This is a genomic window from Bacteroides clarus (assembly GCF_015555825.1).
Classification (GTDB): domain Bacteria; phylum Bacteroidota; class Bacteroidia; order Bacteroidales; family Bacteroidaceae; genus Bacteroides; species Bacteroides clarus.
Genome location: NZ_JADNLF010000003.1, coordinates 245481 through 261309 on the forward strand (window position 1 = coordinate 245481; position 15829 = coordinate 261309).

Below are 15829 nucleotides of genomic sequence, written 5' to 3' on the forward strand. Positions count from 1 at the left end.
CATTGGTTGATTATAAGAGATTTATGTTACCTTTGCATAGACAAAAAAATAGAAATTATGAAAAATACCCCTATCGAACGTAAACTAATCGATGAAACTATCGAAGATTTTCATATTGCAGACTTTGCAAAAGCCACTATTCGCGAAGTAAAAGCTATCGCAGCTAAAGCAGAAGCGGATTCCGGTGTAGAATTTATAAAAATGGAAATGGGAGTTCCCGGACTGCCTCCCTCAGCCGTAGGTGTAAAGGCGGAAATTGAATCTCTGCAAAAAGGGATAGCAAGCCTATATCCGGACATCAACGGCTTGCCGGCATTGAAAGAGGAAGCATCCCGTTTCCTCAGAGCATTCATCAACGTAGATATAGCGCCGGAAGGATGTGTACCGGTAACAGGCTCCATGCAGGGGACTTTTGCCTCATTTCTCACATGCAGCCAGTGCGACGGGAAGAAAGATACCATCCTGTTCATCGACCCCGGTTTCCCCGTGCAAAAACAACAATTAGTTGTAATGGGACAGAAATATGAAACCTTTGATGTGTACGATTACCGTGGTGACAAACTGAAAGATAAGCTGGAAAGTTATCTCAAAAAGGGCAATATTTCCGCCATTGTTTACTCCAATCCAAACAATCCCAGCTGGATATGCCTGAAAGAAGAGGAACTCCGCATTATCGGCGAACTCGCCACTCAATATGATGTAATCGTTCTGGAAGACCTTGCCTATTTCGCCATGGATTTCCGCCAAGACCTAAGCAAACCGTTTCAAGCGCCATATCAACCTTCCGTGGCTCATTACACAGACCATTATGTCCTACTCATATCCGGTTCCAAAGCATTCAGCTATGCAGGGCAACGTATCGGAGTAAGCTGCATCTCAGACAAACTTTATCACCGGGCATATCCGGGACTGACACAGCGTTATGGTGGCGGTACATTCGGCACTGTATTCATTCATCGCGTTCTTTACGCTCTTTCTTCCGGAACCAGCCACTCGGCGCAATATGCTCTCGCCGCCATGCTGAAAGCTGCCAACGAAGGTAAATACAACTTCCTGGACGAAGTAAAGGTATACGGTGAACGTGCACGGCGATTGAAAGAGATTTTCCTGCGCCATGGCTTCCATCTGGTATACGACAACGACCTCGGCGATCCCGTAGCCGACGGATTCTACTTCACTATCGGCTATCCGGGTATGAGCAGCGGCGAACTTGCCAAAGAACTGATGTACTACGGAGTAAGCGCCATTTCATTGGTAACCACCGGAAGCCATCAAGAAGGACTACGCGCTTGCACCTCATTCATCCAAGACCATCAATATGCCCAGTTGGACGAACGTATGGCTGTCTTTGCAGAAAATCATCCTATAAAATAAGACGCATATACCTTGTTACAGAGAATGAGCATCTCCTCCCTGAAGACGCTTCATTCTCTGTAAAACCTTAAATTTCCCAAGAAAGATACTTTTCTCATAAAAAAGAGAAATATAATTTGCTCCTTTATAGAAAAATACTTAATTTGGGGGCATGTATATCAATACAGACATATTCAAAATAGAAACTAACCATATAGTTCCTGCACGAGGAAAAGTTCTTATATCTGAACCTTTTTTGTGTGACCATATGTTCGGGCGATCTGTTATTTTATTAGTAGACCATACACAAGACGGAACAATGGGATTGGTAATGAACAAACCGTTGCCTCTATTTTTGAATGATTTATTAAGTGAAATCGACTGTCGGGAGGATATTCCTATCTATAAAGGCGGCCCCATCAGCACCGACACTCTTTTCTATCTGCACACGCTGGAGAACATAGCAGATTCACTCCCGATAGCCAACGGATTCTATCTGAACGGTGACTTCGCCGCCATCAAGCAATTTATGGCGGAAGGCAATTCAATAAAAGGAAAAATACGATTCTTCCTCGGCTACTCCGGTTGGGAATCCGGACAGCTGAAGCAAGAGATAGAAGAAAATACCTGGTTGGTGGACAAAGCGGATATTCCCTCGCTCATGGATGAAAAAGCCAGCAAGAATCTGTGGAAAGACGCGCTTGGCAAGCTCGGCGGAAAATATGAAATGTGGTCACGTTTTCCGCAAATCCCCACTCTGAACTGACAGTAACCGACTAATCCGATTACCGACTATCCTCTACCCGACTCCGTACTCCCGGAACGAATACGTTGCATCAAAACAACATCCTTAAATTTACCACCTGTAAACCACCATTCTTTCAGCAATCCGCACTGTACAAAACCACAAGAGCCGAACAGACGCAGACTCACCTCATTATCGGCAGCCACATGTACAATCAGTTGTTTCAGAAATAAAAAGCCGAAAGCATAGTCACACAAAAGTTTCAAGGCGTCGGAAGCATATCCATTCCCCTGATACTCCTTTCGTACCGCAATCCCCACCTCACCGCGGGAATGCATCGGTGCAAAGTCCGTAATGTCAATAGTGCCCACCACGGCATCATCCTCGCGACGCACTATCATCATACGGAGCTGACGGTCGGCAAACATATCGCATTGCGAGTTTTCCATGTATTGTTTCAGGACATACTTGGAATACGGCACCGAGAAGTTCGTGACATCCCACGTTTGCGGGTCATTCTCCATGGCATACATTATCTCCAAATCTTCCGGCTCCATGGCCCGAAGACGCACACGCTCACTTATAAAAAAAGAAGATTTCATTATTCTTTATCTATATGCAGTTCCTTACGCAAACGATTTTCACCCGGCAGACAGAACAGAGACGCAGTCAAAGCAATTAAGGCACAAAGCACTCCCTTATTGCTCAGCATCATGTAATAGGTGAGAAATCCCGCCAATACCGGCACGGCAAGCAGAGCCAGGCGCACCCCACTCCACAGCGCATACAAGCGCAGCGCATCCGTAATGGCAACAACATCTATTTTCTTAGTCAGCACCCACGAAAAAAGTTTCAGGGAAACAGGCACTAATACAGCCGTAAGCAGAATCGTAACAGTCTCCGCAAAATATGTAGCACGCACATCTTCCGCATAGGCACCAACCCATTCTCCACCTATTTCACCAAATACCACGAGAAATACGGGCAACATCCAGAAATATACAAACAACATCTTTGTGCGGGATGCAACCCGCTTTATCTTTTCTTCCATGCAATCGGTTTTAAAGTTACGTCATACCGTACCCGTAAACGGAGTACGATTTACAATACTACGCCCAAGCGTTACCTCGTCCGCATATTCCAGTTCATCTCCCACAGAAATACCACGTGCTATCACAGACAGTTTCACTCCCAGTTTTTCCAGTTTGCGATAAATATAAAAGTTGGTTGTATCACCTTCCATGGTAGTACTGAGGGCAAGCACTACTTCCTTAATTCCCCCGGCAGACACCCGTTGCACCAGACTTTCTATTTCCAAGTCACCGGGACCAATTCCGTCCATTGGCGAAATCACACCACCCAGCACATGATACAATCCACGGAATTGCTGTGTCGCTTCCACCGCCATCACATCGCGTATGTTCTCCACCACGCAAATAACGGAAGAATCACGCTGAGGATTGGAGCAGATACGGCAAGTCTCCGTATCAGAAATATTATGACACACCTTGCAGTATTTCACTTCATGCTTCAACGTAACGATGGCATTGCCGAAGGCTTCCACCACCGCCGTATCCTGCCGCAGCAGATGGAGCACCAGCCTCATGGCAGTCTTCCGGCCCACACCCGGCAGTTTGGCAAACTCATTCACCGCTTTCTCCAGTAATATCGAGGGAAATTGTCCGTTCATACTTAAAGTTCTCCTATTGACGGGCAAAGATAGAGAGAATTCCTCATTATGAACAAAGATTTTTGAAATAAGTGCTACCTTTGCAGGAAGAAACAATTAAAAAACAGATAACAAAATGGAGATAACAAACGCTGAATTCGTCATCAGTAACACAGACGTAACCAAATGCCCCGGCGGGACATTCCCCGAGTACGCCTTCATCGGACGTTCCAACGTTGGAAAATCCAGCCTCATCAATATGCTGACAGGACGCAAGGGACTTGCCATGACGTCCGCAACTCCGGGAAAGACCATGCTCATCAACCATTTCCTGATTAATAAGAGTTGGTATATCGTTGACCTTCCGGGCTACGGTTACGCCAAGCGCGGGCAGAAAGGACAAGAGCAGATTCAGCGCATCATAGAAACCTACATCCTGCAACGTGAGCAAATGACCAACCTCTTTGTCCTCGTCGACAGCCGCCACGAGCCGCAAACCATCGACCTTGCCTTCATAGAGTGGCTGGGCGAGAACGGAGTGCCTTTTGCCATCGTTTTCACCAAAGCCGACAAGCTGAAAGGCGGCAGGATAAACAGCAACATCCGCCACTATCTGGAGAAACTGCACGAACAATGGGAAGAGCTTCCCCCCTACTTCGTCACATCTTCCGAAAACCGTATGGGACGCGATGAACTGTTGGGCTACATCGAACAAATCAACAAGGACATTAACTCCAAACCATAATTATTATAACCGAAATGAAAAGATTTGTTTTTTGGCACATATTCGTTGCCGCATTGCTAATGGCTTCCAACAGCCGGGCACAATCTCTGAAAGATTTATTAAACAAGGAAAATATCGAAAAAGTAGTGAATGCAGTAACCGGCAAAAGTACCGCCAGCATGGAAGGAACATGGATATATACCGGTTCAGCCATTGAATTTGAATCGGACAACTTACTGCAAAAAGCAGGCGGTTCGGTAGCCGCCGGCGCTGCCGAAAGCAAGTTGAACGAACAATTGGCAAAGGTGGGTATCAAAGAAGGACAAATGTCTTTCACCTTCAATGCAGACAGTACTTTTACAGCCAAAGTAGGTGCAAAAAGCATAAAAGGCACTTACTCCTACGACACTTCCACACAGCACGTTAATCTGAAATTCATGAAGCTGATTCCACTCAGCGCCAAAGTCAACTGTACATCCGCCAATATGGATTTGCTGTTTAATTCGGATAAACTTTTAAAATTGATTACCCTGATTTCCAGCAAGAGCAATAATACCACACTTAAAACAATCGGCTCGCTGGCAAACAGCTACGACGGCATGATGCTGGGTTTTGCTTTGAAAAAGGAATAAACCCAGGAACGGAAAAATGAAAAAGCCCCGTAAGTTTTATACTTACGGGGCTTTTTCATTTTTATTCTTTAAAATATAAAAAGAGCGGAAAACGAGACTCGAACTCGCGACCCTAACCTTGGCAAGGTTATGCTCTACCAACTGAGCTATTTCCGCAAATGATGCCCTTCTTACAAAGAGCGTGCCCAGAACAGGACTCGAACCTGCATGCCTCTCGACACACGCACCTGAAACGTGCGCGTCTACCAATTCCGCCACCTGGGCAATCATTAAATCAAAGAAAGAGCGGAAAACGAGACTCGAACTCGCGACCCTAACCTTGGCAAGGTTATGCTCTACCAACTGAGCTATTTCCGCAATATACTATGTGAAGAGAAGGAGACTCGAACTCCCACGACATAATTGTCACTACCCCCTCAAAGTAGCGCGTCTACCAATTCCGCCACCTCTCCAACATATTCCAAACATTTCATAGACCATTGCCTCTACCCTTGTGCCCAGAACAGGACTCGAACCTGCATGCCTCTCGACACACGCACCTGAAACGTGCGCGTCTACCAATTCCGCCACCTGGGCATAGGTAATTGCAATCATTAAATCATAGAAAAGAGCGGAAAACGAGACTCGAACTCGCGACCCTAACCTTGGCAAGGTTATGCTCTACCAACTGAGCTATTTCCGCGTTTGCGGTTGCAAAGGTAGATATTTTCCTTAAACCTGCAAACATTCTACGCACTTTTTTCACACATAAAATTGAACATTCCACCCAAAGCGAAAGCAGACTTTTGATTATCAACTCATTCGGTCACGATAATCTTCGTAAGAAAATAGCTTGAATATATCGGCCTTTCCCTCTTTTGTCCACATGGCAATGGCGGGATGATGAATTCCGTTGAACATATTCGTCTTCACCGTGGTGTAATGTATCATATCTTCAAAGACGATTCTTTCGCCGATATGAAGTTCGTGGTCAAAGCTCCACAAGCCCATATAGTCGCCGCTCAAACAAGAATTACCTCCCAAACGGTAGACATATGCACCTCCATCACCCGTTTCAGCACCCCGAACGGCAGGCTGATAGGGCATTTCCAGACAATCGGGCATATGGCAGGTGAAACTGACATTCAGAATAGCGGTACGAATACCGCGGTTCTCTACGATATCCACCACTTCGGAAGTCAACACCCCCGTCTGCCAGGTAAACGCAGAACCAGGCTCCAAGATAATATTCAAATGAGGATAACGCTCTTTCAATCCGCTGAGCAGACGAATCAGATGCTCTACATCGTAGTCCTTACGAGTCATCAAATGTCCGCCACCCAGATTCAACCATTTTATTTGCGGAAACCAACGGGAGAACTTCGCTTCCAGATGTTCCAACGTGCGTTCCAGTTCGTATGAGGATGACTCGCAATGGCAGTGGCAGTGGAATCCGTCAATACCCTGCGGCAAAACGTCGGGAAACTGTCCGGCCATTACACCGAAACGAGTACCGGGAGCGCAAGGATTATACAGCTCCGTTTCCACTTCGGAATACTCCGGGTTGACGCGTATGCCGCAGGATATACTCTGTCCGTCCGCCTGAATCATGGGATAGAAACGTTTGAACTGCACCAACGAATTGAATGTAATATGACTGCTGCATCGCATGATTTCTGAAAAGTCGGCTTCCGTATACGCCGGAGAATACGTATGCGCCTTGCTGCCGAATTCTTCCAACGCCAAGCGTGCCTCATATACGGAGCTTGCCGTAGAATGCTCTACATATTCACGGAATATGGGAAATGAACGCCACATGGCAAAGGATTTGAAAGCAAGAATAATCTCTACTCCCGCCCGGTCGGCAACGCTCTTTATCAATGTGAGGTTCTTCCTCAGCAGTTCTTCTTCCATGATATAACAAGGAGAAGGAAAAAGGTCGAAATCTTTGTCTGTCATTTTTATCGTTGTATAAACTTTTCTTATTAATATCACCCTATCACTTTAAAACGCGCGAAACGCAAAAGAAGTTGCTTGTCACCCGCATTCTTAAAACGAATGGTGGCTTTTGCATTATCACCCTCGCCTTCCACTTTCATCACTTCGCCCAGGCCGAAACGTTCATGCTCGATAAGTTGCCCCGGCTGCACCGTGTTTCCGCCTGCGACTGCCGATGAATGAGATGCGGCAGAAGCTGTTCCCATAGAAGGCGTCACCCGCTTTAAATTACGTGGAACGGTGGGGGCAATGATTTCCTGCCGGGGACGAACTCTTTTCTCACGTTTTCCATACATGTCGGAAGAGATATTTTCTCTGTTCTCCCGACGGAAAGACATGGCATTCTTATCTATTCTGCGGCTCAATCCCGCATCCTGCGGCAATTTAAGGAAACGTACATCTATATCTTTCAGAAAACGGCTGGGATTTCCAAACTCCATTTTTCCATAACGGTAGCGACTTTTGGCGTAAGTAAGGAAACAATGATCTTCCGCACGGGTTATGGCTACATAGAACAGACGGCGTTCTTCTTCCAGCGCCTTCGGAGAGTCTCCCGCCATACCGCTGGGGAACAACTCTTCTTCCATCCCTACCACAAAGACATTCTTAAATTCCAACCCTTTGGCGGAATGTACGGTCATCAGGGTTATCTTTGCATCGTCTCCGTCCTTGTCCGAATCTTGGTCGGTAAGCAAGGAGACTTCCGAAAGGAAATCGCTCAGTGTGATATTGGCGTTACCCTCTTCCTGCCGTTGGGCGCAGAAGTCGCCCATACCGTTTGCAAGTTCTTCGATATTCTCCTTGCGACTGAGGTTTTCTGGAGAATTGTCTTGGCAAACATCATTGATGATACCGGACTGACGGATTATCTCCGTACCGAGTTCGTAGGCATTCTTTTCGGTAACGCCCTCTATAAATCCGGCTATCAAGTCGCGAAAGCCTTGCAGCTTACCCGCTGTCCCTTTGTTGATATTCACTCCATAAGTCAGCGGTTCGCAGAGTACGGTCCACAGGCTTACATTGTTGTCAGTGGCGGCGGCAGTGATTTTGCTTACCGTCGTATCGCCTATTCCGCGTGCCGGATAGTTGATGATACGTTTGAAGGCTTCTTCATCATTCGGATTGACTGCCAGACGGAAATAGGCGATTACATCTTTTATTTCCTTACGCTGATAGAAAGACAGTCCGCCGTAAATGCGATACGGCATGCTGCGTTTGCGCATGGCTTCCTCGAAGACGCGGCTCTGCGCGTTGGTACGATAGAGTATGGCAAAGTCGGAATAAGCGTAATTCTCCTGCCGGCGCAATTCGGCTATCTTGTTGATTACAATATCGCCCTCTTCCACATCACTGTATGCCTGATACACCCCGATAGCCTCTCCCCTCTCCTTTTCCGAAAAGACTTCCTTGCGAATTTGCCGCTGATTCTTTTCTATCAGACTGTTGGCGGCAGAAACAATCGTTTGGGTGGAACGATAATTTTGTTCCAACTTAAAAACTTTCGTACCCGGATATACCTTTGTAAAATACAGAATGTTATCAATATCCGCCCCCCGGAAAGAATAAATACTTTGCGCATCATCACCCACCACACAGACGTGCTGATGCTCTTTCGCCAACTGAAGCACAATACTGTGTTGGGCAAAGTTGGTGTCCTGATACTCGTCCACCAAAATATAGCGAAACTGCGACTGATAGCGGGCAAGCACATCCGGATGGTCGCGGAAAAGCAGGAAAGTATAGAACAGCAAATCATCGAAGTCCATAGCATCCGCCTGTCGGCAACGTTCCCAATAGCGGCGGTAAATATCGCGCAGGGCGGGCATCTTGGCGGCGCAATCGCCTTCGTAGGCTTCTTTGTTGTTGGCATAGCCCGCAGGAGACACCAAGTGGTTCTTAGCGTTAGAGATACGAGACTGCACCATACCCGGCTTGTACACCTTTTCATCCAGTCCCATTTCCTTGATGATAGAACGCAACAGGCTTTTGCTGTCCGCCGTATCATAAATGGTGAACTTCGAGGTAAATCCTATCCGTGCGGCTTCCGCATGCAGAATGCGCAAAAATATGGAATGGAATGTCCCCATCCAAAGATGGCGCGCACGTTCTATACCTACTTGCCGGGCAATACGCTCTTTCATCTCACGGGCTGCCTTATTGGTAAAGGTAAGCGCGAGAATGTTCCAGGGCTGATAACCGTTCTCCAACAGATAAGCTATTTTGTAGGTTAGCACACGGGTTTTTCCCGAACCCGCACCGGCTATCACCAGTGACGGGCCGTCATTGTAGAGCACCGCGGCTCGCTGTCCCTCATTCAATTCTTGTATATAATCGGACATATTCCTAATCATCTAACGGGTAAAGTTCGGGCACAAAGATAAAAAAAGGTTCGGACACCAGCGAACAATTCCATAGGTTATCACGTTAGTATAGTAAAGTTTCAAAACTAAATAATTGAACTTATGAATACGTTATTAATGTCTTTAATGATAATGATTATGACACATGAAATGCCAAAACTTCCTTACGCAAACAACGCGCTGGAACCTGTAATCAGTCAGCAAACAATAGATTACCATTACGGTAAACACCTGCAAACGTACGTGAACAATCTGAACAATCTTGTTCCGGGTACGGAGTATGAAAACAAAGATTTGGTTACTATCGTAGCTACCGCACCCGACGGCGCTATTTTTAATAATGCCGGACAAGTGCTGAACCACACATTATACTTCCTGCAATTCTCTCCGAAACCGTCTCAAAGCGAACCCACCGGGAAGCTGGCGGAAGCTATCAAACGTGATTTCGGCAGTTTCGAGAACTTCAAGAAAGAGTTTAATGCAGCGGCAGTCGGATTATTCGGCTCGGGCTGGGCATGGCTGTCGGTAGACAAGAACGGTAAACTGCATATCACCAAAGAAGCCAACGGAAGCAATCCCGTACGTTCGGGACTGACCCCGCTGCTGGGCTTCGACGTTTGGGAACATGCTTACTACCTGGATTATCAGAATAAACGCGCCGACCATGTCAACGCTCTTTGGAGCATCGTGGACTGGGATACAGTAGGAAAACGAATGAAATAAGCAACCCCTTATAAAACCCTGTTGCAACGCATCTGTAAGCTGTAAAAAGCCACAGATGCGTTTTTTATTGCTTATTTGCAACGTACAGGAACAGAAGCAGGAACAGACCCCGTGCTTTACAAATAAATCAGGCCGTAATCCCATGCAAATGAGAGTTACGGCCTGATTGCCCTATCCAGTTCGCCTTACGGCGTTCTTGTCATTTCTTAATCTTCTATGGCTGCTTGCGCGGCTGCAAGTCTTGCGATAGGCACGCGGAACGGAGAACAGCTGACATAGTTCAAACCTACCTTGTGGCAGAATTTCACAGAAGAAGGCTCACCACCATGCTCACCGCAAATACCGCACTTCAAGTCCGGACGAATGGCACGGCCTTTTTCGGTAGCCATACGTACCAACTGTCCTACTCCATTCTGGTCGAGCACTTGGAACGGGTCTACCTTCAGAATCTTCTTCTCCAGATAGATAGGCAAGAAAGAAGCGATATCATCACGTGAATAGCCGAAAGTCATCTGCGTCAAGTCATTCGTACCGAATGAGAAGAATTCCGCAGAAGAAGCGATACGGTCTGCAGTAAGAGCCGCACGCGGAATTTCAATCATCGTACCTACTTTGAAATCGATGCTGTCGCCAACTTCGGCAAACAACTTGGCCGCTTCGGCGCGGATAACCTCTTCCTGCTGCTTGAACTCGTACAAGATACCCGTCAGTGGAACCATGATTTCAGGATGTGTCTCAACGCCCTCTTTTTTCAATTCCAAAGCGGCGCCGAGGATAGCCCGTGTCTGCATCTGCGTGATTTCGGGATAAGTATTACCCAAACGGCAACCACGGTGACCCAACATCGGGTTATGTTCGCAAAGCGCTTCCACACGCTGCTGGATATACTGCAAGCTTACGCCCATGGTATCCGCCATTTCCTGCTGTCCCTTCAAATCGTGGGGAACGAATTCGTGCAAAGGCGGGTCGAGCAAACGAACGGTTACCGGACAACCGGCCATCGCCTTGAAGATACCCTTAAAGTCAGCCTGCTGGTACGGCAGAATCTTAGCCAGTGCCTTGCGGCGTCCTTCCGCGTCTTCCGCCAGAATCATCTCGCGCATAGCCTTGATTTTCTCACCTTCGAAGAACATGTGTTCCGTACGGCAAAGACCGATACCCACCGCTCCGAAATTACGTGCGACCTCTGCATCGTGCGGAGTATCGGCATTGGTACGTACCTGCAATTTCGTATATTTATCAGCCAACTGCATCAATTCGGCAAAATCACCGGACAATTCGGCTGCTTTTGTTTCTACCTTTCCTTTGTAAACCTCACCGGTGCTACCGTTCAAAGAAATGAAGTCGCCTTCTTTCAACACAACGCCATCTACCTCTACCGTACGGGCTTTGTAGTCGATATTCAATGCGCCTGCACCGGATACACAACATTTACCCATACCGCGGGCCACAACGGCAGCGTGTGAAGTCATACCGCCACGTGCCGTCAGGATGCCTTCGGCAACGGCCATACCGGCCAAATCTTCCGGAGAAGTCTCGATACGCACCATCACCACACGCTTACCGCCGGCATGCCATTCGGCAGCGTCTTCGGCAAAGAACACAATCTGACCGCAAGCCGCACCCGGAGAAGCCGGAAGACCGCGGGTAAGCACTTTAGCCTGCTTCAAAGCCGTCTTATCGAATACGGGGTGAAGCAATTCGTCCAGCTTATTGGGTTCACAACGCAACAAGGCCGTTTTTTCGTCAATCATGCCTTGATGCAGCAAGTCGGTGGCAATCTTTACCATAGCGGCACCGGTACGCTTACCGTTGCGTGTCTGAAGGAACCAGAGCTTACCTTCCTGTACGGTGAACTCCATATCCTGCATATCTCTATAATGATTTTCCAATTTGGTTTGCAAAGCATCCAATTCCTTATAGATTTCGGGCATCGCCTCTTCCATGGAAGGATATTTGGCGGCACGCTCTTCTTCGCTTACGCCGGCAAGTTCAGCCCAACGCTTGGAACCGACGATGGTAATCTGCTGCGGAGTACGGATACCAGCCACAACGTCTTCACCTTGCGCGTTAATCAGATATTCGCCGTTGAAAAGGTCTTCGCCCGTAGCGGCGTCACGGCTGAAGCAAACTCCCGTAGCGGAAGTGTCGCCCATATTACCGAACACCATTGCCTGAACGCTTACGGCAGTACCCCACTCGTCGGGAATTCCTTCCATTTTACGATAAAGGATAGCGCGTTCATTCATCCATGAGTTGAACACGGCGCAGACAGCTCCCCACAACTGTTCGTAAGCACAAGTCGGGAAATCTTTTCCGGTCTGTTCCTTAACGGCAGCCTTGAATCTCTTCACGAGTTCCTTGAGGTCTTCCACTTCCAGTTCATTATCCAGCTTCACGCCTTTGGCATGTTTCACATCTTCTATAATAGCTTCGAAGGGGTCTACATCTTCTTTGTTTACCGGCTTCATTCCCAATACAACATCACCGTACATCTGTACAAAACGGCGGTAAGAGTCCCATGCAAAGCGAGCGTTGCCCGTCTTGCGAATCAGGCCTTCCACCACTTCATCGTTCAAACCGAGGTTAAGAATCGTATCCATCATACCCGGCATGGAAGCGCGCGCGCCCGAACGTACGGAAACCAACAACGGGTTCTCCACATCGCCGAATTTAGAACGCATCAGCGTTTCTACGTGTGCGATGGCGTTTTCCACTTCCTGTTTCAACAGAGCAACAACCTTGTCCTGCCCCATTTCATAATATTCTGTACAAACTTCTGTCGTAATTGTAAAGCCCGGAGGAACCGGAACTCCGATAAGGTTCATCTCTGCCAAGTTAGCTCCCTTACCTCCCAAAAGGTTTCTCATGCCGGCTTTTCCTTCCGCCTGGCCGTTACCAAAGGTATAAACTCTTTTTTTGTCCATAATATAAATTTAAAGTTCTTGATTGTGATTTTTTTCATTTTTCTGTTCGCAAATCTAAGTATATTTCGCAGACTAGAAAACTTTTTAAGAAAAAACTTTAAGGCAAAATGCAATTTCGACATTGCAAAATTTAATATTCCGATTCATAGAGAGAAATCCCGAAAAAATACCTATTTTTGCCACTGAATTTATTATACTGGTGTAAAAGTGGCAAGAAAGAGAAAAGAACTTCCCCTGTTAGAAAAGGTGGAGATTACGGATGTGGCTGCCGAAGGAAAAGCCATCGCAAAGGTCAATGATTTGGTAATTTTCGTACCATACGTCGTTCCGGGTGACGTGGTAGACCTACAAATCAAGAGAAAAAAGCATCATTACGCAGAAGCGGAAGCGGTGAAGTTCCACCAATACTCACCGGTAAGAGCAGTCCCGTTTTGTCAACATTACGGTATATGTGGCGGTTGCAAATGGCAGGTGCTCCCCTATTCAGAGCAAATAAAATACAAGCAAAAACAAGTAACGGACAACCTTACCCGCATCGGAAAAGTAGAGCTTCCGGAAATATCGCCGATACTCGGCTCCGAAAAAACGGAGTTCTATCGGAATAAACTCGAATACACTTTTTCCAACAAACGCTGGCTGACTGCGGAAGAAGTCCGGCAAAACGTGGTGTACGAGCAAATGAACGCGGTAGGTTTTCACATTCCCAACGCCTTCGACAAGGTATTGGCCATAGAGAAATGCTGGCTGCAGGATGATATATCCAACCGTATCCGCAATGCGGTACGCGACTATGCCTACGAGCACGATTACTCGTTCATCAATCTGCGTACGCAGGAAGGGATGTTGCGCAATATGATTGTGCGCACGTCCAGTACCGGCGAGCTGATGGTAATCCTTATCTGCAAGATTGAGAAAGACGAGGAAATGGCTTTGTTCAAACAGCTGTTGCAGTATGTAGCGGATACTTTCCCCGAAATCACGTCGTTATTATACATTATTAATAATAAGTGCAACGATACCATTACAGACCTCGACGTGCATACGTTCAAAGGCAAAGACCATATCTTTGAGGAAATGGAAGGCCTGCGTTTCAAGGTAGGCCCCAAATCGTTCTATCAGACGAACTCCGAACAGGCATACAATCTATATAAAGTAGCCCGCAATTTCGCAGGACTCACAGGCAACGAACTGGTATACGACCTTTATACGGGCACGGGAACCATTGCCAACTTCGTATCCAAGCAGGCGCGTCAGGTTATCGGAATCGAATACGTGCCCGAAGCCATCGAAGACGCCAAGGTCAATGCGGAAATCAACGGCATCAAGAATACGCTGTTCTTTGCCGGCGATATGAAGGATATGCTGACGCAGGATTTCATCAACGAATACGGCCGTCCGGATGTAATCATCACCGATCCCCCCCGTGCCGGTATGCATCAGGATGTGGTGGATGTTATCTTGTTTGCCGAGCCGAAACGCATCGTGTATGTGAGTTGTAATCCTGCCACGCAGGCAAGGGACTTGCAGTTGCTCGATGCAAAATACAAAGTAAAAGCCGTACAGCCGGTAGACATGTTCCCGCATACGCACCATGTGGAGAACGTGGTACTGCTTGAACTGAAAGCAGAAGTTTAAGAGTTGAAAGGCTTGAGAATTGAAACGAATCATTAATTACAAATTATTATACTCGTGGCAAAAGAAAGAAACATGGCAAGAGCCCGCACGCAATATACGGACTACATGGTAAAAGAGCCGATGGAACTGATGGAATTCCTGGCTGCCAAAATGCCGGATGCCAGCCGTACCAAGTTGAAATCATTATTGAGCAAACGAATTGTATATGTGGACAGTGTTATCACAACGCAGTACAATTTCCCTTTGAAACCGGGCATGAAAGTGCAAATCAGCCGCGAGAAAGGACGTAAAGAGTTCAGCAACAAACTGTTGAAGATTGTATATGAGGATGCATATATCATTGTCGTCGAGAAGATGCAGGGTCTGTTGTCCGTCAATACGGAAAGACAGAAAGAACGCACTGCCTATACCATATTGAACGAATATGTTCAGCGGTCGGGCAGACAGCACCGTGTGTATATCGTCCATCGCCTGGACCGTGATACTTCGGGATTGATGATGTTTGCCAAAGACGAAAAGACGCAGAACACATTGCGCGACAACTGGCATGACATTGTGACCGACAGGCGTTATGTAGCCGTCGTTGCGGGCGAAATGGAAAACAATGCCGGCATGGTAAGGTCTTGGCTCACCGACCGCAAGCTGTACGTATATTCCAACCCGACAGACGATGGCGGAAAAGAAGCAATCACCCACTACCGCACCATTAAACGCGCCAACGGGTTCTCACTCGTAGAGTTGAATCTGGAGACGGGACGCAAGAATCAGATTCGTGTGCACATGCAGGATTTGGGACATCCCATCATAGGTGACGGACGGTATGGATTGGAAGAGGTAAATCCTATCGGACGATTGGCATTACACGCTTTCAAGCTCTGCTTCTATCATCCTGTGACCGGAGAGTTGATGCAGTTTGAAACGCCTTATCCGGGAGACTTCAAGAAATTATTCCTAAAGAAACAATAAGGTATATCCAAGTAAAAGGGTGTATATCAGAATGAAAGTTGAGATTCACTTTGATATACACCCTTTTATTTATAGCCTCTGACCCGTTCTAAATAACCATAACGGGTTTGCGGACACT

Annotated in this window: 13 protein-coding genes and 6 tRNA genes; 7 read left to right on the forward strand and 12 right to left on the reverse strand. The window is 47.0% G+C overall.

The genetic code is table 11. The features are described from left to right. The first annotated feature begins 57 nt into the window (after window positions 1–57). Window positions 58–1374 carry a pyridoxal phosphate-dependent aminotransferase gene (locus I2F54_RS05100; protein ID WP_195500644.1) on the forward strand — a complete coding sequence of 439 codons (1317 nt, stop codon included), beginning with the start codon at window positions 58–60 and terminating at the stop codon, window positions 1372–1374. Window positions 1375–1525: 151 nt separating this feature from the next. After that, complete coding sequence (locus I2F54_RS05105) at window positions 1526–2119, forward strand: YqgE/AlgH family protein (protein ID WP_009121117.1); 594 nt, start codon at window positions 1526–1528, stop codon at window positions 2117–2119. A 26-nt stretch (window positions 2120–2145) separates the two neighbouring features. On the opposite strand, the gene I2F54_RS05110 is transcribed toward I2F54_RS05105, so the two are convergent. The 3 genes from I2F54_RS05110 to recR are packed head-to-tail and all read right to left on the reverse strand — an operon-like array spanning window position 2146 to window position 3788. Next, the gene (locus tag I2F54_RS05110) at window positions 2146–2700 is read right to left on the reverse strand and encodes a GNAT family N-acetyltransferase (protein WP_022218787.1); all 555 of its coding nucleotides are present in this window, start codon (window positions 2698–2700) and stop codon (window positions 2146–2148) included. After that, window positions 2700–3149 (reverse strand): hypothetical protein, encoded by a 450-nt coding sequence (locus I2F54_RS05115; protein WP_195500645.1) that lies wholly within the window; start codon window positions 3147–3149, stop codon window positions 2700–2702. The genes I2F54_RS05110 and I2F54_RS05115 overlap by 1 nt, the downstream gene beginning before the upstream one ends. 21 nt (window positions 3150–3170) lie before the next feature. Continuing rightward, window positions 3171–3788, reverse strand: a complete 618-nt coding sequence (gene recR, locus I2F54_RS05120; RefSeq protein WP_009121120.1) for a recombination mediator RecR — start codon at window positions 3786–3788, stop codon at window positions 3171–3173. Between the two features lie 115 nt (window positions 3789–3903). Between recR and yihA the strand changes: the two genes are divergently transcribed. Continuing rightward, window positions 3904–4512, forward strand: a complete 609-nt coding sequence (gene yihA / locus I2F54_RS05125) for a ribosome biogenesis GTP-binding protein YihA/YsxC (protein WP_195500646.1) — start codon at window positions 3904–3906, stop codon at window positions 4510–4512. A 14-nt stretch (window positions 4513–4526) separates the two neighbouring features. Then, window positions 4527–5123: a DUF4923 family protein gene (locus I2F54_RS05130; RefSeq protein WP_009121122.1), complete on the forward strand. Its 597-nt coding sequence runs from the start codon at window positions 4527–4529 to the stop codon at window positions 5121–5123. 83 nt (window positions 5124–5206) lie between these two features. Here I2F54_RS05130 and I2F54_RS05135 read toward each other — a convergent pair. The 8 genes from I2F54_RS05135 to I2F54_RS05170 all read right to left on the reverse strand — a co-directional run bounded on the left by I2F54_RS05135 (window position 5207) and on the right by I2F54_RS05170 (window position 9439). Then, window positions 5207–5279: transfer RNA gene (locus tag I2F54_RS05135), tRNA-Gly, on the reverse strand. Between the two features lie 26 nt (window positions 5280–5305). Beyond that, window positions 5306–5387: transfer RNA gene (locus I2F54_RS05140), tRNA-Leu, on the reverse strand. Window positions 5388–5407: 20 nt separating this feature from the next. Beyond that, window positions 5408–5480 (reverse strand) — tRNA-Gly (locus I2F54_RS05145). A gap of 11 nt (window positions 5481–5491) precedes the next feature. Next, window positions 5492–5575 (reverse strand) — tRNA-Leu (locus I2F54_RS05150). A 42-nt stretch (window positions 5576–5617) separates the two neighbouring features. After that, a tRNA-Leu gene (locus I2F54_RS05155) sits at window positions 5618–5699 on the reverse strand. A gap of 33 nt (window positions 5700–5732) precedes the next feature. Further along, a tRNA-Gly gene (locus tag I2F54_RS05160) sits at window positions 5733–5805 on the reverse strand. Window positions 5806–5915: 110 nt separating this feature from the next. Next, window positions 5916–7061, reverse strand: coding sequence for a carboxynorspermidine decarboxylase (nspC, locus tag I2F54_RS05165; RefSeq protein WP_195500647.1), 1146 nt, complete (start codon window positions 7059–7061; stop codon window positions 5916–5918). Window positions 7062–7093: 32 nt separating this feature from the next. Further along, complete coding sequence (locus I2F54_RS05170; RefSeq protein ID WP_195500648.1) at window positions 7094–9439, reverse strand: ATP-dependent helicase; 2346 nt, start codon at window positions 9437–9439, stop codon at window positions 7094–7096. Window positions 9440–9562: 123 nt separating this feature from the next. On the opposite strand from I2F54_RS05170, the gene I2F54_RS05175 reads away from it, so the two are divergent. After that, window positions 9563–10183, forward strand: coding sequence for a superoxide dismutase (locus I2F54_RS05175; protein ID WP_022218180.1), 621 nt, complete (start codon window positions 9563–9565; stop codon window positions 10181–10183). A gap of 206 nt (window positions 10184–10389) precedes the next feature. Here I2F54_RS05175 and ppdK read toward each other — a convergent pair whose 3' ends face one another. Beyond that, window positions 10390–13110, reverse strand: a complete 2721-nt coding sequence (gene ppdK, locus I2F54_RS05180) for a pyruvate, phosphate dikinase (protein ID WP_022218179.1) — start codon at window positions 13108–13110, stop codon at window positions 10390–10392. Window positions 13111–13317: 207 nt separating this feature from the next. On the opposite strand from ppdK, the gene rlmD reads away from it, so the two are divergent. Continuing rightward, complete coding sequence (rlmD, locus tag I2F54_RS05185) at window positions 13318–14745, forward strand: 23S rRNA (uracil(1939)-C(5))-methyltransferase RlmD (RefSeq protein ID WP_195500649.1); 1428 nt, start codon at window positions 13318–13320, stop codon at window positions 14743–14745. A gap of 54 nt (window positions 14746–14799) precedes the next feature. Then, complete coding sequence (locus tag I2F54_RS05190) at window positions 14800–15711, forward strand: RluA family pseudouridine synthase (RefSeq protein WP_022218177.1); 912 nt, start codon at window positions 14800–14802, stop codon at window positions 15709–15711. Window positions 15712–15829 lie beyond the last annotated feature (118 nt).

What these genes read in the sequence shown, in the direction of transcription:
- I2F54_RS05170 (WP_195500648.1), bottom strand. Translation starts at nt 9,439, where the DNA reads ATGTCCGATTATATACAAGAATTGAATGAGGGACAGCGAGCCGCGGTG.
- I2F54_RS05110 (WP_022218787.1), bottom strand. Translation starts at nt 2,700, where the DNA reads ATGAAATCTTCTTTTTTTATAAGTGAGCGTGTGCGTCTTCGGGCCATG.
- I2F54_RS05105 (WP_009121117.1), top strand. Translation starts at nt 1,526, where the DNA reads ATGTATATCAATACAGACATATTCAAAATAGAAACTAACCATATAGTT.
- I2F54_RS05130 (WP_009121122.1), top strand. Translation starts at nt 4,527, where the DNA reads ATGAAAAGATTTGTTTTTTGGCACATATTCGTTGCCGCATTGCTAATG.
- yihA (WP_195500646.1), top strand. Translation starts at nt 3,904, where the DNA reads ATGGAGATAACAAACGCTGAATTCGTCATCAGTAACACAGACGTAACC.
- nspC (WP_195500647.1), bottom strand. Translation starts at nt 7,061, where the DNA reads ATGACAGACAAAGATTTCGACCTTTTTCCTTCTCCTTGTTATATCATG.
- I2F54_RS05115 (WP_195500645.1), bottom strand. Translation starts at nt 3,149, where the DNA reads ATGGAAGAAAAGATAAAGCGGGTTGCATCCCGCACAAAGATGTTGTTT.
- I2F54_RS05100 (WP_195500644.1), top strand. Translation starts at nt 58, where the DNA reads ATGAAAAATACCCCTATCGAACGTAAACTAATCGATGAAACTATCGAA.
- I2F54_RS05175 (WP_022218180.1), top strand. Translation starts at nt 9,563, where the DNA reads ATGAATACGTTATTAATGTCTTTAATGATAATGATTATGACACATGAA.
- ppdK (WP_022218179.1), bottom strand. Translation starts at nt 13,110, where the DNA reads ATGGACAAAAAAAGAGTTTATACCTTTGGTAACGGCCAGGCGGAAGGA.
- recR (WP_009121120.1), bottom strand. Translation starts at nt 3,788, where the DNA reads ATGAACGGACAATTTCCCTCGATATTACTGGAGAAAGCGGTGAATGAG.